Annotated in this window: 21 protein-coding genes; 11 read left to right on the forward strand and 10 right to left on the reverse strand. The window is 36.5% G+C overall.

Going from position 1 to position 21,981, the window contains the following annotated elements; translation table 11 throughout:
* The 3 genes from LACPOB_RS12995 to LACPOB_RS0104045 all read left to right on the forward strand — a co-directional run.
* A partial coding sequence (locus LACPOB_RS12995) for a glycine radical domain-containing protein (RefSeq protein ID WP_040532767.1) occupies positions 1-385 on the forward strand: 385 nt, incomplete at its 5' end.
* Between the two features lie 32 nt (positions 386-417).
* Positions 418-1,098: a fructose-6-phosphate aldolase gene (locus LACPOB_RS0104040; protein ID WP_017867550.1), complete on the forward strand. Its 681-nt coding sequence runs from the start codon at positions 418-420 to the stop codon at positions 1,096-1,098.
* Between the two features lie 159 nt (positions 1,099-1,257).
* Positions 1,258-3,168, forward strand: coding sequence for a M13 family metallopeptidase (locus LACPOB_RS0104045; RefSeq protein ID WP_017867551.1), 1,911 nt, complete (start codon positions 1,258-1,260; stop codon positions 3,166-3,168).
* Between the two features lie 204 nt (positions 3,169-3,372).
* Here LACPOB_RS0104045 and LACPOB_RS0104050 read toward each other — a convergent pair whose 3' ends face one another.
* The 4 genes from LACPOB_RS0104050 to LACPOB_RS0104065 all read right to left on the reverse strand — a co-directional run bounded on the left by LACPOB_RS0104050 (position 3,373) and on the right by LACPOB_RS0104065 (position 7,986).
* A complete protein-coding gene (locus LACPOB_RS0104050) occupies positions 3,373-5,604 on the reverse strand; it encodes an Aq_aa27 family P-loop NTPase (protein ID WP_017867552.1) in 2,232 nt (743 codons plus the stop codon).
* Between the two features lie 171 nt (positions 5,605-5,775).
* Positions 5,776-6,459 carry a GTP pyrophosphokinase gene (locus LACPOB_RS0104055; RefSeq protein ID WP_017867553.1) on the reverse strand — a complete coding sequence of 228 codons (684 nt, stop codon included), beginning with the start codon at positions 6,457-6,459 and terminating at the stop codon, positions 5,776-5,778.
* A gap of 447 nt (positions 6,460-6,906) precedes the next feature.
* Positions 6,907-7,347, reverse strand: coding sequence for a universal stress protein (locus LACPOB_RS0104060; protein WP_017867554.1), 441 nt, complete (start codon positions 7,345-7,347; stop codon positions 6,907-6,909).
* A 147-nt stretch (positions 7,348-7,494) separates the two neighbouring features.
* Positions 7,495-7,986, reverse strand: a complete 492-nt coding sequence (locus LACPOB_RS0104065) for a thioredoxin domain-containing protein (RefSeq protein WP_017867555.1) — start codon at positions 7,984-7,986, stop codon at positions 7,495-7,497.
* Positions 7,987-8,161: 175 nt separating this feature from the next.
* On the opposite strand from LACPOB_RS0104065, the gene LACPOB_RS0104070 reads away from it, so the two are divergent.
* The 3 genes from LACPOB_RS0104070 (at position 8,162) to LACPOB_RS0104080 (ending at position 9,814) form a co-directional block, all read left to right on the forward strand.
* Positions 8,162-8,662: a hypothetical protein gene (locus LACPOB_RS0104070; RefSeq protein WP_017867556.1), complete on the forward strand. Its 501-nt coding sequence runs from the start codon at positions 8,162-8,164 to the stop codon at positions 8,660-8,662.
* Positions 8,663-8,793: 131 nt separating this feature from the next.
* Positions 8,794-9,501 (forward strand): AzlC family ABC transporter permease, encoded by a 708-nt coding sequence (locus LACPOB_RS0104075; protein WP_017867557.1) that lies wholly within the window; start codon positions 8,794-8,796, stop codon positions 9,499-9,501.
* Positions 9,488-9,814 (forward strand): AzlD domain-containing protein, encoded by a 327-nt coding sequence (locus LACPOB_RS0104080; protein WP_017867558.1) that lies wholly within the window; start codon positions 9,488-9,490, stop codon positions 9,812-9,814. The genes LACPOB_RS0104075 and LACPOB_RS0104080 overlap by 14 nt, the downstream gene beginning before the upstream one ends.
* Before the next feature lie 112 nt (positions 9,815-9,926).
* Here the strand turns inward: LACPOB_RS0104080 and LACPOB_RS0104085 are convergent, their stop codons facing one another.
* From LACPOB_RS0104085 to LACPOB_RS0104110, 6 genes are all read right to left on the reverse strand, one after another.
* The gene (locus LACPOB_RS0104085) at positions 9,927-10,424 is read right to left on the reverse strand and encodes a DoxX family membrane protein (protein ID WP_017867559.1); all 498 of its coding nucleotides are present in this window, start codon (positions 10,422-10,424) and stop codon (positions 9,927-9,929) included.
* Between the two features lie 602 nt (positions 10,425-11,026).
* Positions 11,027-11,476 (reverse strand): hypothetical protein, encoded by a 450-nt coding sequence (locus LACPOB_RS0104090; protein WP_017867560.1) that lies wholly within the window; start codon positions 11,474-11,476, stop codon positions 11,027-11,029.
* A gap of 225 nt (positions 11,477-11,701) precedes the next feature.
* Positions 11,702-14,530, reverse strand: a complete 2,829-nt coding sequence (locus LACPOB_RS0104095; protein WP_017867561.1) for an ABC transporter permease — start codon at positions 14,528-14,530, stop codon at positions 11,702-11,704.
* On the reverse strand, positions 14,531-15,175 hold the full coding sequence (locus LACPOB_RS0104100) for an ABC transporter ATP-binding protein (protein WP_371861882.1): 645 nt from the start codon (positions 15,173-15,175) through the stop codon (positions 14,531-14,533).
* Positions 15,176-15,351: 176 nt separating this feature from the next.
* Positions 15,352-16,011: an HAD family hydrolase gene (locus LACPOB_RS0104105; RefSeq protein WP_017867563.1), complete on the reverse strand. Its 660-nt coding sequence runs from the start codon at positions 16,009-16,011 to the stop codon at positions 15,352-15,354.
* Between the two features lie 161 nt (positions 16,012-16,172).
* Positions 16,173-16,745, reverse strand: coding sequence for an NADPH-dependent FMN reductase (locus tag LACPOB_RS0104110; RefSeq protein ID WP_017867564.1), 573 nt, complete (start codon positions 16,743-16,745; stop codon positions 16,173-16,175).
* Positions 16,746-18,230: 1,485 nt separating this feature from the next.
* On the opposite strand from LACPOB_RS0104110, the gene LACPOB_RS0104120 reads away from it, so the two are divergent.
* The 5 genes from LACPOB_RS0104120 to LACPOB_RS0104140 are packed head-to-tail and all read left to right on the forward strand — an operon-like array spanning position 18,231 to position 21,580.
* Positions 18,231-18,698, forward strand: coding sequence for a PTS sugar transporter subunit IIA (locus tag LACPOB_RS0104120; protein ID WP_017867566.1), 468 nt, complete (start codon positions 18,231-18,233; stop codon positions 18,696-18,698).
* 12 nt (positions 18,699-18,710) lie between these two features.
* Positions 18,711-19,028 carry a PTS sugar transporter subunit IIB gene (locus tag LACPOB_RS0104125; protein ID WP_017867567.1) on the forward strand — a complete coding sequence of 106 codons (318 nt, stop codon included), beginning with the start codon at positions 18,711-18,713 and terminating at the stop codon, positions 19,026-19,028.
* A 13-nt stretch (positions 19,029-19,041) separates the two neighbouring features.
* Positions 19,042-20,595, forward strand: a complete 1,554-nt coding sequence (locus tag LACPOB_RS0104130) for a PTS galactitol transporter subunit IIC (protein ID WP_017867568.1) — start codon at positions 19,042-19,044, stop codon at positions 20,593-20,595.
* A 5-nt stretch (positions 20,596-20,600) separates the two neighbouring features.
* Complete coding sequence (locus tag LACPOB_RS0104135; protein ID WP_017867569.1) at positions 20,601-20,849, forward strand: hypothetical protein; 249 nt, start codon at positions 20,601-20,603, stop codon at positions 20,847-20,849.
* Positions 20,849-21,580, forward strand: a complete 732-nt coding sequence (locus tag LACPOB_RS0104140; protein ID WP_017867570.1) for a class II aldolase/adducin family protein — start codon at positions 20,849-20,851, stop codon at positions 21,578-21,580. The genes LACPOB_RS0104135 and LACPOB_RS0104140 overlap by 1 nt, the downstream gene beginning before the upstream one ends.
* Positions 21,581-21,981: the final 401 nt, after the last annotated feature.

Here is a 21,981-nt window from a genome sequence, read left to right on the forward strand (position 1 = left end):
ACGGACACCGCTATCAGAAGGCTGCTCACCGGCTCATTCAATGGACACCGATGGACCGACTGCGGTGTTTAAGAGTGTATCTAAGTTGAATACCAAAGCAATCACTGGTGGCGTTTTATTAAATCAAAAAATGTCACCACAACTTTTAGCTAGTTCAGATAATTGTGACAAGCTAGTAATGCTACTACGGATTTTTTTCAATCGCTTACATGGCTATCACGTTCAATACAATGTAGTGGATCGTAAAACGTTGGTTGATGCTCAAAAACACCCAGACAAACACAGAGACTTGATCGTGCGGGTTGCCGGTTATTCCGCTTTCTTTGTTGGTTTATCCAAAGAAACCCAAGACGACATTATTGAAAGAACAGAACAAAGTATCTAGCAGAAATTTACACAGAATGGAGAAAAATAGACATGGAAATATTAGTTGACACAGTCAATTTAGATGAAATCAAAAAATACCAACAAATGTTGCATCTCAGTGGTGTGACCTCTAATCCCACTATCTTCAAAAAAGAAGGCCGTGTGGATTTCTTTGATCATTTGCGCAAGATCAGGGAAATTATCGGAACAGATGAAACACTGCACGTACAAGCTGTCGGAGACACCACCGAAGAGATCGAAGCTGACGCCCACCGGATCTTACAAGAAATTGATCACCAAGTTTATATCAAGATCCCTACTAATGAAGTTGGGTTAAAAGCCATGAAAGCTTTGAAAAAAGAAGGCGTACATGTCACAGCCACAGCCATCTACACTGTTTTCCAAGGGGAACTAGCCATGACAGTAGGAGCTGATTATTTAGCACCCTACTATAACCGTATGTTAAACATGAACATCGATGCAGCCCAAGTTATCAACGAACTGGCTTTAGCCATCAAATTAAGCCACAGTAAAACTAAGATCTTAGCTGCCAGTTTCCATAATGTGGCTCAAGTCACTGACGCTTTTAAAAATGGTGCACAAGCTGCTACTATCGGTACTGATGTGATTGCTTCTGGATTAAAAGCCCCCATGATCAGTGCAGCTGTTAGTGATTTTAAAAACGACTGGCAGTCACTATATGGAAACCAAACGATCGCAACTTTGAAATAACTAAGAATGGCGGAACATTTTTCTGTGTGTCCCGTCTTTTTTTGCGCTATTGACTTGTTCTTACCTCACATATAAGCTCAACCGCTTTAATTGTCGAACTTAATAGTTTAAAATAGTTTCAACTGAGTAAATTAATTTAAAAAAACGGAGGTATTATATTTGTCCGATAAAATCAATAATGACCTAATAAAAGACGACTTGTACCAGGCTGTTAACGGAGAATGGCTGAAAACTGCCCAGATCCCAGCCGATAAGCCAACAACTGGTGGTTTCGCTGATTTAGCAGACAACATCGAAGAAACTTTGATGAACGACTTTGATAAATTACTAGATGGTAGTCAAACAACTGATGATCAATACTTACAAGAGTTTATTAAGTACTACCGAATTGTGGCTGATTATGATAAGCGGGATGCTGAAGGCTTCAAACCAGCCAAAAAATCATTGGATCAGATCGAACAACTTGAAAATCTAGCTGATTGGCAAGCACACCTGTACGATTTGACGATGGATGGAAATGTTTCTCCATTTGAACTCTACGTTGCACCCGATATGAAAGATACACAACATTATGCCTTAAACGCTGAAGTTCCTTCCTTGATCTTGCCAGATAAAACTTATTACGAAGAAGGAAACAAACAAGCTGCTGCCTTGCTCGACGTTTATTCCCACATGGTCTTGAAGCTATTTAAACTTGCCGGCTACTCAGATGACTTCGCTAATGAAATGTTGCAAGGTGCCTTGAAATTTGACCGGAGTTTAGCACCTCATGAAAAAGATAGTACACAACGAGCTGACTACGCTAAAGACTATAACAAGTACTCATTTGACGACTTTGTCAAATTAAGTTCTAACATTGATCTGGCTAGTTTTACCAAACAATTGATCAAGACTACACCTGACCAAGTGATCGTCAGTGAACCTAAGTTCTATGAGGCTTTAGATGACTTAGTAAATCCAGATACCTTCGCGGACATGAAGGCTTGGATCTTCGTCAAGCGTTTGACTGGTGTTGCTGGCTTGCTAAGTGATGAAGCCCGGGTCATCGGTGGTGAATTTGGGCGTGCGCTTTCTGGTTCTAAAGAACCAAAGAGTAAAAAGAAATCAGCTTATTACTTCGCGACTGGTCAATTTGACCAAGTTGTTGGCCTATACTACGCTCACAAGTACTTCGGTGAAACTGCCAAAAATGATGTTTTCAAGATGGTTGAAAAAATGGTCGCAGTTTACCAGAAACGTTTATCAGAAAACGACTGGTTAAGTGAAGATACCAAGAAAAAAGCAGTTACCAAGTTAAGTGCCCTAAGTATTCAAGTCGGTTATCCAGATGAGTTAGACCCGCTTTATAAAAAATTCGTGGTCAATGAAGATGAAAATCTATACCAAAATGACGAACGTTTTACACACATTATTTTACAAGACCACTTCAGCCGCTGGGGCAAAGAAGTCGATCGAACACGTTGGGAAATGCCAGCACACATGGTTAATGCTTATTACAACCCTTCCTTTAACGTGATCGTTTTCCCTGCTGCTATTTTGCAAGCGCCATTCTACTCACTAAAACAAAGTTCCAGTGAAAATTATGGCGGGATCGGTGCTGTGATCGCCCACGAAATTTCGCATGCCTTTGACAATAACGGAGCACAATTTGACGAAATGGGTAACTTGCATAACTGGTGGACTGATGATGATATGAAACACTTCAAGGCTTTGGCCCAAGATGAGATCGACCAATTCGATGGTCTAGAAACTAAGGCTGGTAAAGTCAAGGGCAAGTTAGTCGTTTCAGAAAACATCGCTGATGCCGGTGGCTTAAGCTGTGCACTAGAAGCAGCCAAAGGTGAAGATGACGCTGATATTAGAGCATTCTTTATTAACTGGGGACGGATCTGGCGTATGAAATCTTCTTTAGAAAGAGAAAAACTTTTGTTAAGTATCGATGTCCATTCACCAAATGAATTACGGGCTAATGTGCAACCGAAGAACTTAACAGATTTCTACACGACATTTAACGTCAAACCTGGTGATGGCATGTACTTGCCAGAAGAAAAGCGTGTTAATATCTGGTAAACCAATTTACAATTAAATAAGAGATCCTCAGACAAAAGATGTTTTGAATCGTATCAAAAAACAGAAGTAATGTGACCTTCCATCTTTCGTAACACATTTAAGGGCCCGTCGATCTAACCATTTAATTGGATTAGATCGACGGGCCCTTAAAATCGCATAGCTAGTTATGTCCCATCTTATCTTTAGTTAGATTTTTATCTTACTTTAATCTTTTTTGGAAAATAATTTTTTAAAGGGATTTTTGCTTGCATAGGGATTTTTAACATTGATCCATTTAAAGAAAGCCGGTGCATCTAATTCTACATCAACACCTTCAGTATTACCGTTAGTAACTTTAGGAGAAAGCGCATCCCGATATATTTTCGATGGCCGGTCCTCACCGAAACGACTGGCATTTTCATCAAGCGTTGAGATCTTAAAAATCAATGTATCAGTTGCACGGTTATATTTAAAGTACTCATTACTTGAACCTAAGAATAATTTACGCCACTTTTCCTGACTTGACTCTTGTGAATCGTCATAACGATGCTCCGGGAAAAAAATCGGCAACGGTTCATCCACTAAATCATAATAGCTCTTGAATATTTCACGTGTAACGTGTAAAAAGTCCACCTTGCCACCGTTTTCGTAGTAGATCCATTGCTGATCTTCATCAGCAATTTTTTCAGCAAAACGTAAAACAAAATCTTTAAACAAGGTGTTGTTGACTTCATCTAAGATCCGATTGTAAGCAACAACTGACTCTTGCTTATATTTATCATCAAAGACCTTATCGTTTTTCAAATAGTAACTCCGAAGCCGTGCTCGTTCAGGCAAGGTATAACCATCGCTATTAGTAGTTCCGATGAAGGCGGGATAATTTTCTTGCTGGCTATCGATCGCATTAGTTGTATTAACCACTAAGTTTTCACCATAATTTGATTTACTGAAAAACTCACTCGGAATCTCATCGATCAGCAACGGATAGACATTAGACTCTTGTAGCCAATTAGCTAATTGTTGAATAGTTTGAGATTTTTTGTTATGGGTTCCCTCAGGCAAAATCGTTGCATAATCCATAAAATCATTATCACTATCGTGGACTGCTGTCATGCGCGAAATAATACGCAATAAACTCGATTTACCAGAATTGGCTGTTCCACCAATAAACAAAAATTGAGGTACATCCTTTTGTTCACCAGCATGATGGCGTAAGACCGAAATAAATGGAGCCGTAAAAGCATATAAAATAGCTTCATAAACACGCGAGCCATAATCGTTAGTATATTTTATGGTAAATCTTTCGTAGTTTTTTAACAGATGATTGATTGTTCCCAGCGCGGTTTTAATTTGCTTCTTAGAAGCATACTTGCCATAGGGAACCGCTTTTTTCTGGTTGACCGTATCAGACGCAAATAAGCCAGAGCGTTTACGTAGAAGGTCGATCGTAGATTCTTCAAAGATCAACGATGTTCGTTCAGCTATAGTTTCATCAACCTTTTCACTTTTTTTGAACTTCAAATGCTTGACCAAACGTTTTTTCACCGTTGGCTGAGTAGCGATCATGTGTTTTTTATTACGGTTAGAGACCATATCATTAGAAATTTCATAGGATATTTTTTCAGCTTTTTGATCTTCTTTTTTATCCCGATATTTCTGGTTGCTAAACGATTTTTCATCTTGAATTTGGTTGATCAATTCACCAGTTTTTTCAGGTAAAATACCCAATGAAACTCCATCTTTAAGATCATCTACTGTTGTAGAAACAGCGGATCGTTGTATGTCAGCAACTTCTTGATCATTAAAAATCGTGGCGGAAACTAATTGGTCATCTGGAGCTAAATTTTGATTGTCCTTCTTCTTTTTTTGAACAGTTTTAAACAATTCTGGTGGAAAATAGTTCGTCAAGAGTGGGCCCATATCTTGTAAATAATGCTGGTATAAAACATCATATAGCGAACTATTATCATAAATCAGCACTTCTTCAAACTGGTTAAACTTATTATCAAAAGCCTGATTAGATAAATTAGCTGACCCTACGATAACTCGCGTTTCACTAGTTTGACTGTTTTTTAATAAATAAAATTTTGAGTGGATCGAATAACCAGCTTGTGGAACTTTCATTTCGATCTTATGATCCAAAATTTCTTGCTTAAGCGGTGACTTTAAATTACCAAAAAATTTAAGCGATTCTTTTTTAACTACTTGCTTATTGGCATACTTGACTGTTGCTTTAATCAACTCATCGTTAGTTGCAGCCTGGATCGTTCCTTCAGGTATCCCGACAATCAACATTGCTTGTTTGAATCCTTTTAGGTATTGATTAACAAACTTAGGTGAAACTGAATACGTAACTCCTATCAACTCATCGTATTTTTGTTGATCAAAGACTTGGGAGATTGACCATTCGACTGGCTTATTTTCATACAAAATATTCGTAGTTTCTATCTTTACCATTAGTTACCCTACTCCTTTTTATATATTTGTCAGACGTTTTCTGGGTAAAGATAACATAAATTTCCTTTTTTGAAATGTTTCTTAAAACCTTTAAAGTCACTAGCCTTTTCACAAAAAAATAGCCTAGTGCCGAACTTCACTAAGCTAATTTATTCTTTAGATTTCAAAAAGTCACAACAGATCCTGATATATCCCCTGCAACCGAGCTTCAATTTGATTTAATTCTCGGGCAGAATCCTTTAACTGTCCGGCATACTTTTGCGCTTGGTCTGGATCGATATGATTTTTATACCGCAACTTATACTCAAGGCTGGCCCACATGTCCATACCGATCGTTCGGATCTGAATTTCAACGGGAGCTGTCTGAGCCCCTTCTGCCAAAAAAACTGGTACTGAAACTACCAAATGTAAACTCCGATAACCATTAGGCTTAGGCTTAGCCACATAGTCCTTACGTTTCAATAGAGTGACATCATCCTGATTGACCAAAGCATCTTCAACTCGGTGGATATCATCAATATAATTAGTTATCACGCGGATCCCTGCTATATCATAGACATTTTCTTCGATCGATCTAGTTGTCATTTGATAATTTTTACGTTCAATTTTTTCTATTAAACTCGCTGGGTTTTTCATCCGTTCTTCCATATGATGGATCGGATTATGCGAATGCAAAGCCGAATATTCATCATCTAAGTTTTCAAGCTTGGTCCCAATTTCTTTTAATGCCAAACGACGTAAAAGGTAGATCTGGCTGAATTGTTGGACATCGTCTAACCTTTGATACAAACCAGTCTGTTCCATTTGTCGCTGTAATTCACCCAAGTTCAAAAAATTTCTGCGTTGTAAAATCATTATTTAATACTCCATTCTGAGTCATTTTCTGCCCAATACCACTTACTAAAATAACATGTTTTTTGAATGTTAATGGATGGATCTAACAAAATTGGGCTTATCTTAATTCAATCAGAACTTTTGAACTTGCTTACTGCGTACTCCACTTTCCCAATTTTGTTAGGTAATATTATAAAAACAACAATTACGTTTTAATTTATCCTGATCCAAACAAAATCTTGACTGAGGATAGTCTAGCAATGATGGAACAAGACTACTCTCAAAAAAAGCAGCCTATGAATCCTCTTATCATACTAAGTTATCTTATGATTTCGAAGATGGCGATATCGTAGGTTGGGACGGACCAGAAATTTAAGCTATTATATTATTATTCAAAAAATGGAAAGTGAGACAAAAGATGCTTCAAAATGTCTTTTATCTCACTTTCCATTTTAGTTTATTTTTTATTTACCTGACTACAAGCACTGAACACGGAGCATATTTTGACATGTAGGCAGCCTGGCTCCCAAAGCGCCGTGAGATCCCTGGCTTATCAAATGACCCGATCATCAATAAGTCCGGCTTGACGCGGGGAATAACTTCTTTAACGATGGTCTTACCAGCGTCACCCTCAGCGATCAAGGTATTCACGTTTTTAACACCAGAATCCAAGGCTTGTTGCTTAAAATTCAAAATATGTTCTTCTAATTGGCTGCGTTCTCCATGCACATAATCATCGTCAAATGCTTGATAGACATTCATTTCATCGCTTTCCAACACCGAAACGATATATAGATCTGCATCGTTTTCCGCCGCATAACGAACAGCATAATAAAACGCTAATTGCGCATCATGTGAATCATCGACACCTACTAAAATTTTATGAAATTTCATTTCCTTGTCGGCCATTAGAACATCTCCTTGTAACACGTATTATTAATATAACTATCCCTATTCATAATAGCACTTTCACGGAAATCGTAAAAGTTTATCAAGCTTCATTCAAACAACATATTTATTCCTTGCTTAATATTATTTTGTGAGCGAAAAATTAGTTTAAATCGTCTTGATAAACTCAACCAATGCCGCATCTTTTGTGGATTCAACTTTTTCAAATTTTGATTGCAATAAAGCTGGCAAAAAAATAGCGACTTGTGATTGTGACACAAACAGATATTTGAAATTGAAGTCAGTCTGGAGCATCCCTATCACATGTGGAACAACCTCTGTAAGAGTATCAGTTTGGTCTAAGTCTGACGGAAGAAAACTAGCAAAAAGTTGTGCAGCCTTGCCGACTAAATCAATATTTTGTAAAGAAATGATCCCGATAAACCGCTCTGTTTGATTTTCTTTAACGCCCCAAATAGCCGATTTACCGTGCATTACTTGACGCATAGCGTAGTTTACAAACGATGCAGTCTCAAGCATTGAATGCTCCTGATTCAATTCAGACTGTTTTAACTCATTAATATCTTTTAGTTTAAAAGCATTCAACCAATCTAAGGTGTAACGTGCAGTCATAACTGGACGATAATTATTCAAACTCATTTAAATTCCTTCTTTTCCTTAACTTCGTACAACCATTCTCTCATACCACCTACTTTTTATTCTAAACTTTTGATCAGACTGCTCTGAAAAACTACGATACTAAGTGACATCCAACTATCTTTTGTTATAATGAAGTTAGTTGAACAAATTAAGGGAGAAACGAGGAGGCATTCCTTTGGAGAACGTTTCGCTAAAACAAATCATTGATGCTGCCAATGAGATCATCATTGAAAATGAAACAGAGATCATGGTTGAAGTCGCAACGGAATATATTGGTTCTGGTTTTGAAAAAGAAGGTACTAGTGAAGTCTATCGCCAGCTTAAAAAGTTTATTGATGATGGTGGTACTGGGTTTGATCAGGGAATTTCTGGGATCCGCTTCGATTCACGTAAAAAAATAAACTCTGAGGAACCGCTAGTCGTCAATTTAAATAAAGAATTAGATGGTTACTATGAAGAAGGTAAAACCATGCAAACTTTGGCAAACTTCGACAATGTCCGCGTCGTTTCCATGGGTTTCATGGGATGTGGTTTAACTTTCACATTACCAGATTTTGATTTAGACGTTGATTCTGTCTTTATTCAACGAACTCTTTATCACGGGATCATGGATCGCGTAGAAGTAAAGATACCAGAAATTGAAGATCAATGGATCTTAAAAAGTCATTTAAAATAACAAACAGTACAAGACTTGCAGTGGTTAAGTAATTTATGCAGTAAGTCTTGTTTTTTTCTGTCTTTTAAATTAGAATTCAATTAATCATATTTATTAAAAACTAATTTTAACTCGCGGAAGGGGATTTTTTTGTGTACGCTGAATTAACTAGACGTTCTGCTTGGCATGACGTTTTACCAACAGTCTTAGGTTATATCGGGATCGGTGTTGCCTTTGGGATCGTCAGCCGAGCAGCCGGATTATCCATTTTAGTAACATTAGCGACTTCAACCTTTGTTTACGCGGGATCTGCGCAATTCGTTTTAGTCACGATGCTAGTCGAGCACAGTCCACTTCTGTCAATAGTCTTGTCAGTCTTTTTAGTCAATGCACGAATGATGTTAATGAGTACCACATTAAGCACTTACTTTAAACAAGAACCGCTATGGAAAAATATTTTATTAGGTACTTTTTTGACTGATGAAAGTTTTGCACTAGGGATGAACAAATTAAATTATACCGATCGAAAGCTCAACTTTACCTGGTTTAACACTGTTAATCTAGCTTCCTATTTAACTTGGATCGTTGGAACAGCCTTAGGTGCAATGTTAGGTTCATTGATCACAGACCCAACTAAGTTTGGTTTTGGTTTTGCGGTCACTGCCATGTTCATTGGTTTGTTGTACCTGCAAATTATTTCTGACAAAACTATTTCACTCAAATTACAGTTAACGATTATTTTATTCGTACTAATTTTGACCTATTTTGGTATGGCTTTTATACCAGGAAATCTATTGATTTTGGTAGTAACACTATTAGGATGTGCGTTAGGAGTGATTTTGAAACATGCCCACAATTAAATTTATTTTCTGGACTATTTTTTGTACTGGCCTAGCGACTTGGTTAACACGAATCACGCCTTTTGTTTTACTCAAAAAATTCACACTTCCTCCAGCGGTGATCGAATTTTTAAATTTCGTGCCCATCACCATCATGGCAGCATTATGGTTCCAGCAAATTTTTATCCAACAATCTGGTCAACTGCCCGCAATTGATTATCTGAATCTGTGTGCTTCACTCCCAACGGTAATTTCTGCCGTTATTTCTAAAAATTTATTAGTAATTGTGGTCGTGGGAATCATTTCAGCCGCATTTTTTAACATTGTCTTATAGGTTTAATTCATAATCACAAAATTGCAAGTTTTCTCTTTTGTGAAAAAAGACGAGTACATTCTATGTAGATAGAAGTGCACCCGTCTTTTCTTATTGAAATTTATTTGAAAATTTATTCAACGGATCGTTTCAACCATGGCATCTTTTCACGCATGAACGGAACTACCCAATGATCTAAGCCGATTTTACCAGCATTGAATCCTGCGATCATGATCAACATACCCAAAAGAACATAAGTTGGGTTAGTAGAAATTGTGCCAGCAAATAAGTATGCAAAGTTCATCACAACTCCAAAAAAGGCAGCGGCTGTGGTTAAAGTACCAAGTAACAAACCAAGACCAACTAACAATTCACCCCAGGCAACCATGAAACTGAAAACATTGATATTAGGCATAACAAAACTCTTTAAGAAAGGTGTGTACCAGCCCACAGCTTGTGCACCGTGAGGATCCATAACAGGATTGGCGATAGCGTTTGCAACAAAGCCCTTAGCACTGAAACCACCAGTGACCTTGCCAACACCATCCATCAACCATTGGAAACCTAACCATAAACGAATAACTGTGATCACCCACATACCACTTTTGCTACTGCGTAACCATTTAACCATAAATAATTCCCTCCCAGAATATAAATGAAAATTAATGCAATTCCTTAACAACTTCATTTTATCACATATTACAAAATTTAAATATATCAATTATTTTTTAAATTTTGTAATATATTTTTTGTGAACTGCCTGTTAGACAACATTCTTATATTTAGTAAATTGTTTTAAATAAGTTTTATTTATTTTAATCATAAATTTAATCAAAATTACTTCATTTTATAATTATATTGTGCACAAATTATACGATTTTATCCATTAAATTCTGCAAAGCAGCTAAGTTTCGCATGAATTTTTGCCTTAATTTCGTAATTTCACTGGCCCCATCTAATATTTCTTGCCAACAAATCTGACAGCATGCAAAAAAAGGAGAGTGTGACAAAAGGTGCTTTGAAGCCGATCTGTAACGGCGATTGCGTTATTTTGGGGCGTAGCAAAGCGAGGAACCAGAATGACGCAATCGTTGTTACAGTAAGGCTTCAATCTTTTGGAACACGTTTAAGGGCCGACGATTTAACTCATTTAATGGGAATAAATCGTCGGCCCCTTTAGAATCAAACGGCTAGTTATGTCCCAGCCCTTTTTCATAGCCTATTTTATTTAACTTAAACGATATGTCCAAAGTCCTCTTCTAACGAATACTCACCTGCTTCGTTTTCGAAGTTGATTCGATCTTGGCGCGAGCGCAACATCAATTTACCCGAATCGATGCGGGCAAATTCATAATCAGTCACGATACCCAACTCACGCAACCCTTTTAGGTCAAGTTCATTTTTTAGTTGATCAACTACATGCATTTGAGAAAACATCCGTGAATGTTCTTCCAAATTTCGCTGGTCCAACAACCCACGAATAGCGGGTCGTGTTGCCTGACGTAATTTTTCTAACGAAAGTTTTTCACGTGAATATTTATCTAACGCTTTTGCTGCCTGATCTACACGCTGAACCAAAATTTGCACATTTCGAAAGTCTTTTTGTAATAATTCGTTTAATTCTCGCATATCAACCAAATCAGTATGTGGATCAAGAACACTAAGTGGAAACTCAAATTTCATAAAAAACACCTCCATGAAGTGTAACAAGCACAGTACGCTAAAAAAACATCAAGGACTAAGCTTGCTTACATAAAATACCATGTCTTTTATTAAAACATCCTGTTGCAAAACATTCTAACTATATGATAATACAGCCTAGATAGCTTACAAACAAATATTTTCCATATATTTTAAATCAATTTAACCTAGATTTAAAATATTCTGAACTTTATAAAAGATGATAAATCAATCAGCTGAATTTAAAGCTCCTAACATATCGATCTTACTAATTTTTCGTGCCATGACCAACATGACTATCAAGGAGAACAGTAAGGTTAACCCCGTCGAAAGTCCTAGATTTGACCAGTGTAAGGCCATATCAGCCATTGCATTATTTGGCGGCAAGGTCTCCATAATGAAGTGATGCAGATAATAACCGCCACCAAAACCGACTAAGATACCCAAGACTGTTAAGATAGATGTTTCACGGTAGACATACATCACTGTTTCACGTTGGTAAAATCCGAGGACCCGCAGAGTTGCTAACTCACGGGTACGTTCAGAGACATTGATATTAGTCAAGGTAAATAACACTACAAATGACAAGGCCGAAGAGGCAAGTACAATGATCAAAACGATACTATTCAATCCATCTAAAACTGTACTGATCGCTGTTTTAGCTTGGTTGGATTGAACTGCCGTGACAGCCGCATCTTGCTTGTTCAGCTGACGCGAGACCTGATCGATATTTTTGGACGAACGATCTTTCAGGTTTAACATCTTGGCATTATACTCAACCTTTTCACCAAATACTTTCTGGTAATAGTTACTGTTTAACACAACATCATGTCCAGCGTACATTTCAGCGATTCCACTGATTTTGACTCGATGTGTTCGTCCAGCACTGTCTTTTAGACTAACGTGGTCGCCCACTGAATAATTACCTAACTTCGCTAGTTTTTGCGTGATCACCGCGCCATCGTTTTTCAACTTAAGTTTTTTGTGACTATCTGGATCACGTAAAGTAATAAAGTCACTAAAATCTTTTTGATGTTGCGGTACGATCATTGAAACTTGCTGGTTATTAGTCGATCCCTTAGGTTTAGCCGTTGCTGATTCATAATAGACACTGTCTTGTTTTTTAACACTGTCAATATCATCAACTTGTTTTTGGTAATCATCTTTTTGTTGCTGACTAGCACTTGGATCATATACACCGACGACATCATAATGAGTGATTTTTTGGTACTGATTATCGATGATCCCATTGATCGAATCCCGCATTCCAAAGCCAGTGATCAATAGTGTCGTACAACCAAAGATCCCAATGATCGTCATAAACATCCGACTCTTATATCTAAATAGGTTACGGACCGTAACTTTTTGATTAAATGACATTCTTTTCCAAATAAACGGCACTTTTTCTAATAGAACCTTAGAGCCTGCTTTTGGTGGCTTTTCAACCAAAAGATCAGCTGGTTGTTCTTGCAACGATTTCCAAACTACATAAACTGATGGCACGACTGTACACAACAACGCGAATAATAAACTAATACTGATCCACAACCACGAAGGCGGGGTCTGTAGGCTTGGGACAGCCAAATTAGCCGCATATGCATCATAGATCCGCTCTGGCAACAGCCACGTTCCAAAATAAGCACCAATTGCAGTCCCTAAAACAGCCGCACTTGTACCATAAACTAAGAAGAGCTTCATCGAATCAAATTTAGTATAACCTAAGGCGCGCATTGCACCGATATCTGTTCGTTTTTCTTCGGCCATCCGCGACATCGTCGTTAAAGTAACTAAGATCGCCACGGCAAAGAAGATCAACGGGAAAGTATTGGACAAAACGTCGATCCGTTCTGCCGCTTCACCAAACTGATTATAGCCCTGGTTATAATCATTCCTGGCTTGTAACTGGTATGTCAAACCACTGATCTGGTCAATTTTTTCTTTTTGGTCAGTCAACTTTTTCTCAGAAGCACTGATCTTTTCTTGCGCATCTTGTAAGTCCCGTGAATTTTGTTGCCATTGTTGTTGACGCGAGCGCAGTTGCGCTTCTTGAGTAGAAATTTGTTGCTGTTTAGCTTGTTGTTGCTGAGACAGAGCGTTTTTTTGCGTTCCAGCAGGCAGCTGGGCTAATTGCTCCTTAGAATCAGCCAACTGTGCTTGTGCTTGTTGCAGTTTGGCTTGATTTTGCTCTAACTGTGCTTTAGCTTGTGTTAACTGTGATTTTTTTTCTTGCACATTTTCTTTTTGTTCGTCTAAGTCAGTTTGTGCATCTTTTAGCTGCTCACGCTTGTCTTGTTTGATCTCAGCCTGACGTTTATCAGCTCTTTTGGCCATTCCTGGAGCAGCCTGATCAACATTTTCATTCAATTGTTTTTCAAATTGATCCGAATAGCTTTTACCCTGCAAATTATCATAAGAAACTTTAGCTACATTAGGTGTTTGCTTACTAAAACCGCTCTTAGCTAACACACCAAAAGTATCGATCTGACCTTTTCCGTTATTGGAAACACCCAGGTCACTTTTTTGCATATAATCACTAGATGTTACAAAGCCAACGATCTTATAACTACTATGCTTGAGTCCCGCAGCCTGTTTTTTACCATCATTCCCGACTAATTTTACGTGTTGTCCAACTTTATAATTTCCTTTTTCATACTTGGACAAGGCGATCTCGTTTGACTTTTTAGGTAGCCTTCCTTGCACTGTTCTGTACACCGAAAGTTGGGACGTTTTTTCATTCAAACGGATCGTCTTATGCGAGTCTGACGTTAAAGCATCCTTATAAATACTATATTCACTTTGCTTAACGTGATCCATTTGGTCAATATAATTACGGTCTTTTTGATTGAACCCTACCGCACTCGTTACTTGGGCATCAGCCATCTTATGTTGGCTAAAATATTGATTACCTGTTGCACGCATATCACTACCAGTAACTTTCAAACCGATCAAAACAAATGCACCTAGTGCAAGTAAAATCGCAATCGAGATAAAGCGTGGAAATGACGACTTGAATTCACGTAATATATTTTTTTTGAAAGTTTGACGCAAATCGATCACCTACCACTCAATGTCAGCAACAGGTTCTGGTTGATCATTCAAGTAATCTTCCTTGACTTTACCGTCAGAGATCTCGATCACATGATCAGCCATCGCTTTGATCGCAGCATTATGGGTCACGATGATAACTGTCTTGCCATCCTGGTGGCTAAAATCTTGTAACAACTGCAAGATCGTTTTCCCGGTCTTGTAATCTAAGGCACCAGTCGGTTCGTCACACAATAATAATTCTGGATTCTTTGCCACGGCCCGCGCAATTGACGCACGTTGCTGTTCCCCACCTGAAAGTTGTGATGGAAAATTATTGATCCGTTCTTCTAGTCCAACTTGTTTGAGTGTTTCGGCTGGGTCAAGCGCTGCTGGTGAAATTTCTGAAGCCAACTCAACATTTTCTAAAGTCGTTAAATTGGGGATCAAATTATAAAATTGGAAAACAAAACCAATCGAATTGCGCCGATAAGTCGTTAATTGCTTTTCTGAATATTTTGCAATATTTTTTCCGTTGATCTCTACTTTACCTTCCGTGGCAGAGTCCATACCACCTAAAGTATTCAACAAAGTGGATTTACCCGCACCTGAAGCACCAACGATCACCATCAAGTGCCCTTTTTCCAAATTAAACGAAATGTCATCGTTAGCCCGGATCTCACGGTCAGCACTGCCAAAAACCTTCGAATAATGTTCAATTTCAATATATGCCAAACTTATATCCCCATTTCATTCATATATATAAATAATTCTTATGCTCATTAACATCCATAATACCAACTCACAGCTAGAAATACCAAAGATAGACTACTCAACTACTTTATTATTTATTTCTAACTACTTCTTTCCAATTGATCTCGTATTGAACCGAACCCACCAAAGATCCGGTCAGCTTGACTTTGATCAATTTGTAGACGTGGATCTTGTATTGCCCAGGTTTCGATCTTAGCTGCCTTGGCTGCTTTAATACCAACTTGACTGTCTTCGATCACTACACACTCGCCTGCTTTTAGATCTAAAGCTGACAAAGCTTGCAAATAAATATCTGGTGCTGGCTTACTGTATGTTACATCCTCTCCGGTCAATACTACATCAAAATAGGGGCTTAACTGACATTGAGTTAGCATCTGATTCACCTCTGCATTCGTGCCAACTGAGACCAACGCCACTCTTTTTCCCATTTTTCTCAAGTCTGTTAAAAATTCAGGAACTTGATCATTCAAACATTTCCGGTAATCAATTGGATGTTTCTCCCAGAATGATTCAAAAACTGGTAGTAATTTTGTTCTTTGCTGGGGATCTGGGATCATCATCTCCCATTCTTCTTTAGGGTCGACCCCGACATAATCATTGATATCTGAATAATAAATTGGCAAGTTCATTTCCCGCAAAAATTTCATTCTTATTGAAAAATAATACTCTTCACTGGCGACTAAAACACCGTCCATGTCAAAAATATAGCCTGCTTTACTGATTATCCCACCACCCATCATTTAATAAAATAGCCATAATTTTATGGTTAATTATAGCAAATCATAGACAGAAACCAGAAATATAAACGATCAATACCTAGCAAATCACTGATAAAAAAAGCATTGAGCTATTAAAAAGAAGTTCAATGCTTAAGAGATCCTTATTCAATTGTGTCACAACTTTAAGCCACGTGTTCTTTTTGTTGCAGTTGGTGTAATTGGATCGACCGCAAGAAAGCTGTAAAGCATTCATCTAAAAAGCTGGCAGTGCCTTCATCATTTAAAGTTCCATCATCATTAAACTGTTGCTTGCAATGTCCCAATAAAAACTCATGTCCAGCTAAGACATCTGCACATAAACCAGGCGAGTTCAAAATTTGGCGCAAGCTATCTTGAGCACGTGAAGTACCTTGATTACCCAAAGAAGTTCCGACTATCATCACTGGTTTATGAAATAACAGTTCTTTTTTACATGATAGCCATTCGAGCGCACTCTTTAAAGCGGCTGTGATCGCATGGTCATATTCAGGTGTTGAGATCACAACTGCATCAGCGTCCATCACCTTTTCATACAAATCTTTAACAGACTCTGGCAGCTCCCCTTGTAATAAGGAAACACTAAACAATGGTAAAGCATCAATTTCATAAACTGATAGTTCACAGTCTTTTGAACTATACCGTTGTTGCATATATTTCAAAAGTTTACGATTATATGAACCTGCTGAATTAGTTCCCACGATTTCAATAATTTTCATAAAAAGGTTCCTCCTAGTAATTCTTTTCTCTTACTTTCATTGAATATTTTTCACATAAATGCCTACATCCATATAATACAACATAAATTTATCTTTGTGTGACTTTCATTTATATTTTTTAATATAAGTCATTACCTCAAGTTATAACTCTCTGATCTTCTTCTTTTAAATACCTATATATCAATTTTTTTGGTCAAATATCCTTCAGATAAAATTAAAATATTTTCTTGAATTATTTTTATCAGAGATTAAAATCCAATGAATGAGAGCTCCTTAACAATCGAATTTATAATTGTGCAAAACATTTCAATTGTATGGAAAGATAATCATAATTTTCTGAAAAAAGTCCTACCAGTTATCCAAGTTAGAAACTAAAACACCTTCCCCTTGAATCAAATATTTGATAGTTGCGCCAAACGCAAAATCCATGTTGTCGCTGTGCATTAAATGCTTAAACAAATAGTCGTTCCTTTAACGATGAATCTTGATCCCCTACAGCTAAAATAAACATACTCTATTGTTCGACAACCACACTCCTGACATAGTCGTCTTCAAAAATTGTTTCATTAGTTGTGAGAGTTTACTTATCCTCATAATTTTCAATACTACTTTTATTAAAATTGGTCATATATATAGCCTTTTTCACAACGATTGCTAAACCCCGTTGAGTAATCTTTGACGTTTAATTTAGATCTATCTTGCTAGTTACTGCGATATTTTTAATATCGGGTAAGTCTTGGAAAGAATTGCAATAATCATAACTTTTAGCGCAACCCCTGAAAGTTCCCCATTATCCGTAGTTAGGAAACTTCTGTTACGAGCTCAACTGCTTTGACTTTAACAGATCAGTATGAATGATTACAGAACTACACGATTCTTCCGTAAAAAAATAGGTACAAATAATCCTTTTAACTTCACATCTTTATCAGTTTCAAGAAATCATTAACATCACCTTTAAATCAAAACAATACTAAAGCTAAGAGATATCATCGAAATTTTAGAATATATATAGTTCCGAACCCCTACTTCGATGACAATCAAATATAATGTCCAAATTCATTGACACCATATACTGTTAGAGCTCCCAAGCTAAAGCCAAAACAGTTAATCAGACACTATTTTGAATAGTAGAAATTTAGAAGAACCAATACTAAAAGTACTTAACAATGAAAAAAATTACTTCTGCAAAAATTCAATAACATAACATTATAATGAGATTCACATTTCAACGGCCAATTCTTCTCTGTGAATAAAGTTCAATTTAATTGAAGATTTATCTTACATAAATGTTAAATCTTCGCTCTTTAGACTTTAAAATAAGGTCTCTAATTTTCTGAATTTTTATGAACTTTTTATACGTACATATTTTTGTCATAAAATCGATATAGAAAGCATTGCTTTAGTAAAGAAAGCGTTTTATAATTTATATATTCCATGGGATAAAAATTCTTATAAGTTCACTAAAATGAATGGAAAGGACTAATTATGAGTAAATATTCAAATTTGTTCGACAAAAAATTAATCTTTTATGATGTAGATGCAGTTGATAGAAAGGATTTATACAAGAAAATTTCTGACGAATTAGTTAAAAAAGGTTTTGTCAAAGAGAGCTTTTATCAAGCTTTAAATGCAAGAGAAGATGAGTTCCCAACTGGTATTGTCACTAAACATTTGCCTATCGCTCTCCCTCATGCAAACCCAGAAAATGTTAATAAACCATTTATTGCCGTGGTTCACACTAAAAAACAAATACAAATACAACAAATGGGAACAAATGAAGAAGAAAAAACTAAAAACTTCTTTTTTCTTGGTATTGTCGAAGAAACGCAAGATTTGCAGGTCAAATTGTTACAAAGATTTATGGAAATCATGAACGATCAAAATTTTGTAGAACAATTTGTTACTATAAAGAATCCTGAAACCATTTATGACTTTTTAATCAACCATTTTTAGGAGGATTTTATTATGTTAAAAATTGTAGTTGCTTGTGGTAGCGGAATTGCTACTAGTGAAACAGTAGTAGGCTCTATTAAAACGTTTTTAGAAAAACACTCAGTGACAGGCATCGATGTCGAAGCAACAGATTTTAAACAATTGTCAAGTGTTTTAGCTAACTATGATGTGTATGTATGGTTAGCTAAACCAACGCCTGAAATTCAAGAAATCTGTGAAAAAGAAGGTATTCCAGACGTTAACGGAGTCGATATCTTAACGGGGGCAAAAGGTGACGACACATATTTAGATTTAGTAAATGCACTGATGAAATTACGGAATGCTTCTTAACGGGGGTATAAAAATGGAAATACTACAAAATATTGTTAATTATGTTTTAAATCTTGGTGCTGCAGTTTTTGTTCCTTTAATTATGTTTCTAATTTCGATTGCTGCTCGCTTAAAATTAAGTAAGGCTGTAAAATCAGCCTTAACACTAGGTGTGGCCTTTAGTGGTATGACATTGGTTGTTAATTATATGACAGATGCCATTTCTCCTGCTGCCAAATCAATGTCTAAATTGCTACATTTAAATTTAACAGCTATAGATCAGGGATGGCCAGGGGTTGCTGCAATTACATGGTCATACAAAGCTGCATTTTTATTTTTTCCATTCTTATTACTCATCAATTTTATCATGTTAACTTTTAAGTGGACGAAAACATTAAATGTTGATATGTGGAATGTATGGAACAAAATTTTTACTTATGTTGTTGTTTTGTACTTTACAAATAACGCATTATTTGGATTCATAGTAGCTGGTATTCAAATTGTTCTTGAACTCAAGGCTGGTGATATGTGGCAAAGACATATTGAAGACTTAACGGGAATCCCAGGTGTTACTGTGCCTCATTTTGTTTCACTTTTCGCTGTAGTATTAATGCCACTTAATAAACTACTAGACTTTATTCCAATTATGAACAAACCAGCAGATGCTAACTCTATCCAAAAAAAGATTGGTATCTTTGCTGATAACTCAGTAATGGGGGCAATTATTGGTGTATTATTAGGGTTTGGAGCTGGATATTCAATTGCTGGATCTTTGAAATTAGCAATTGAAGCCGCTGCAGCTATGACTATGTTTCCAATGATTTCTAAATTATTCATGGAAGCTTTAAATCCGATTGCCGACGCTATGAACCAAATGATGAAAGATCATTTTAAAGGACGCGAAGTTTTTATAGGATTAGACTGGCCAATTTTAGCTGGTAGAAATGAGCTTTGGGTCACAGTAATAATTCTTGTCCCTGTCATGCTCATAATGGCAATGTTCTTACCGGGAAATACAGTTCTCCCATTTGCTGGTATTATTAATCTTTCCTTTGTCGTAGCAGCTTTATTATTAACAGGGGCAAATTTATGGCGAATGTTAACATTAGGGATAATTACAACCCCTATCTTCTTATATGGCGCAACCTATTTTGCACCTGTCATAACAAACCTTGCAAAATCAACTGGTGCTGTAAATGTAAAAGCTGGACAACAATTATCATGGTCAACATTCGAAGGACCAGACTTTAGGCTATTATTTGCTCAAGCTTTCAATGGTAAATGGTGGGCAGTTGTAGGCGCTATCGTTTGGTTATTAATCTTCGTATGGATGTATAAAGATCAAAACAAAGTTGCACTTCCAAGCCAAAGATACGTTCTTACGGGAACAAACAATATTACTGTCAAATCTCAAAAAAACTCTGAAACTATGACATCCAATAATGATAAGTATCGAGTTGATGATATTAAGGGATTAGACTTTAGTGATGTTCACAAAAATAAGAACAGTTCTTCTAAGTCCAATATCATTTCCGATATAAACGCAATTAACGGTTTGGACTTCAGTACTTATAAGAAAAAGGATTGATTTTTATGCAGAAAAATAAAGATATTAAGAAAAAAATTTTCTGGTCTTTTGCTCTTTTTTCAAACGTTATTTTAACAATTTTATTTATATATGCTCAAAGTATTCCCGGCTGTATATTAGTAATCCTAATAGGGCTTTTAATATCAAGATATGGTGATCCTATAATTTTTGAGAACTATAATAAAAAAAGAGATTTAAAATATGAAAAAGCAATACAGAAAAGGTCAGAACTATCTTCAGAAAGGAAGCGATAATGATGAAAAATTATATTACCAAGGAGGTTTTACCATTCGAAGGTGAGCGTAGAGATCTTGCGAATGTTGCACGTGAGATGTTCAACAGAAAAATGACAAATGTAGCTGGTGGAAACATTTCGGTAAAAGTAACACCTGACGAAAATTTTTCCTACGATGAAGTAATATACGAAAAAGGCCATGATTACCTTTTGATGACCCCAACCTTCATGTCAGAAGCCTGGTACGCAAAACTCAATCCATCCCAAATATTAGTAATTGACCTTAAAAATGGCAAAAAATTATCCGGAGAGGGTAGGTTGACTCGGGAAATCAACATGCACGAAGAAGCCTATAAAGCCAACCCCAAAATTCACGTAGTCTATCATTCACATGCACTAAATTGTATGTTTTGGGCAACACTAGGACAAGATATGCCAAACTTAACAGAAGTAACATCTGTCAACGTTCCCTTAGGAAAAATTAAATGTCTCCCTTACCGTACAGCTTGTACAAAAGAATTAGCGGATCTAGTATACGAAGAGCTCATTAAACTAGGCGATAAATCAGAACAAAATATTTTTCTTTTAAATAGCCATGGTGTATTAATCACCGACACTGATTTACACTCTGCTACAGAGGTACTCGAAACCGTCGAATGGAATGCAGATATCGCTTATAAGCAAGCTATATTTAAAAAACTTGGGATTATTGAAAATTATCAGTCTTGCGGTAATTCGCTCACTATTTAAAAAAAGATGTTTAGTGTCCCTCAAGAACTACTTTACATCAAGCAAAAAAACAAATAGTTGAAATACCGTAGACACGTTTAACTAAAAGTAAATAGTGTTCAGTCGCACGAGTATAAATGCACAATTAAATTGTGATAGCAAAAAACACGAAAACAAAACTAGCATTAAAAGAAGAAACTACCTTGGATTAAAAATAAGGGTTCTATAATATTTGGTACTGATAGAAAAAAACTTCTATCAGTACCAATTTTGTTTTATGATAAAAAAAGGTTCTATAATATTTGGTACTGATAGAAAAAATTTCTACCAGTACCAATTTTGTTTTATGATAAAAAAAATAGAGATGAAGCGACCACTTCATCTCCGAAAAACAAATCCCACACTGAAAGGAATGTTCTTCC

The organism is Ligilactobacillus pobuzihii E100301 = KCTC 13174 (assembly GCF_000349725.1).
GTDB classification, from domain to species: domain Bacteria; phylum Bacillota; class Bacilli; order Lactobacillales; family Lactobacillaceae; genus Ligilactobacillus; species Ligilactobacillus pobuzihii.

Excerpts from the sequence above, each read along its gene's own strand:
- LACPOB_RS0104125 (WP_017867567.1), top strand. The coding sequence starts at position 18,711 with ATGTTAAAAATTGTAGTTGCTTGTGGTAGCGGAATTGCTACTAGTGAA.
- LACPOB_RS0104140 (WP_017867570.1), top strand. The coding sequence starts at position 20,849 with ATGATGAAAAATTATATTACCAAGGAGGTTTTACCATTCGAAGGTGAG.
- LACPOB_RS0104060 (WP_017867554.1), bottom strand. The coding sequence starts at position 7,347 with ATGGCCGACAAGGAAATGAAATTTCATAAAATTTTAGTAGGTGTCGAT.
- LACPOB_RS0104085 (WP_017867559.1), bottom strand. The coding sequence starts at position 10,424 with ATGGTTAAATGGTTACGCAGTAGCAAAAGTGGTATGTGGGTGATCACA.
- LACPOB_RS0104110 (WP_017867564.1), bottom strand. The coding sequence starts at position 16,745 with ATGAAAATTATTGAAATCGTGGGAACTAATTCAGCAGGTTCATATAAT.
- LACPOB_RS0104120 (WP_017867566.1), top strand. The coding sequence starts at position 18,231 with ATGAGTAAATATTCAAATTTGTTCGACAAAAAATTAATCTTTTATGAT.
- LACPOB_RS0104105 (WP_017867563.1), bottom strand. The coding sequence starts at position 16,011 with ATGATGGGTGGTGGGATAATCAGTAAAGCAGGCTATATTTTTGACATG.
- LACPOB_RS0104135 (WP_017867569.1), top strand. The coding sequence starts at position 20,601 with ATGCAGAAAAATAAAGATATTAAGAAAAAAATTTTCTGGTCTTTTGCT.
- LACPOB_RS0104050 (WP_017867552.1), bottom strand. The coding sequence starts at position 5,604 with ATGGTAAAGATAGAAACTACGAATATTTTGTATGAAAATAAGCCAGTC.
- LACPOB_RS0104065 (WP_017867555.1), bottom strand. The coding sequence starts at position 7,986 with ATGAGTTTGAATAATTATCGTCCAGTTATGACTGCACGTTACACCTTA.
- LACPOB_RS0104130 (WP_017867568.1), top strand. The coding sequence starts at position 19,042 with ATGGAAATACTACAAAATATTGTTAATTATGTTTTAAATCTTGGTGCT.
- LACPOB_RS0104055 (WP_017867553.1), bottom strand. The coding sequence starts at position 6,459 with ATGATTTTACAACGCAGAAATTTTTTGAACTTGGGTGAATTACAGCGA.
- LACPOB_RS0104090 (WP_017867560.1), bottom strand. The coding sequence starts at position 11,476 with ATGAAATTTGAGTTTCCACTTAGTGTTCTTGATCCACATACTGATTTG.
- LACPOB_RS0104080 (WP_017867558.1), top strand. The coding sequence starts at position 9,488 with ATGCCCACAATTAAATTTATTTTCTGGACTATTTTTTGTACTGGCCTA.
- LACPOB_RS0104040 (WP_017867550.1), top strand. The coding sequence starts at position 418 with ATGGAAATATTAGTTGACACAGTCAATTTAGATGAAATCAAAAAATAC.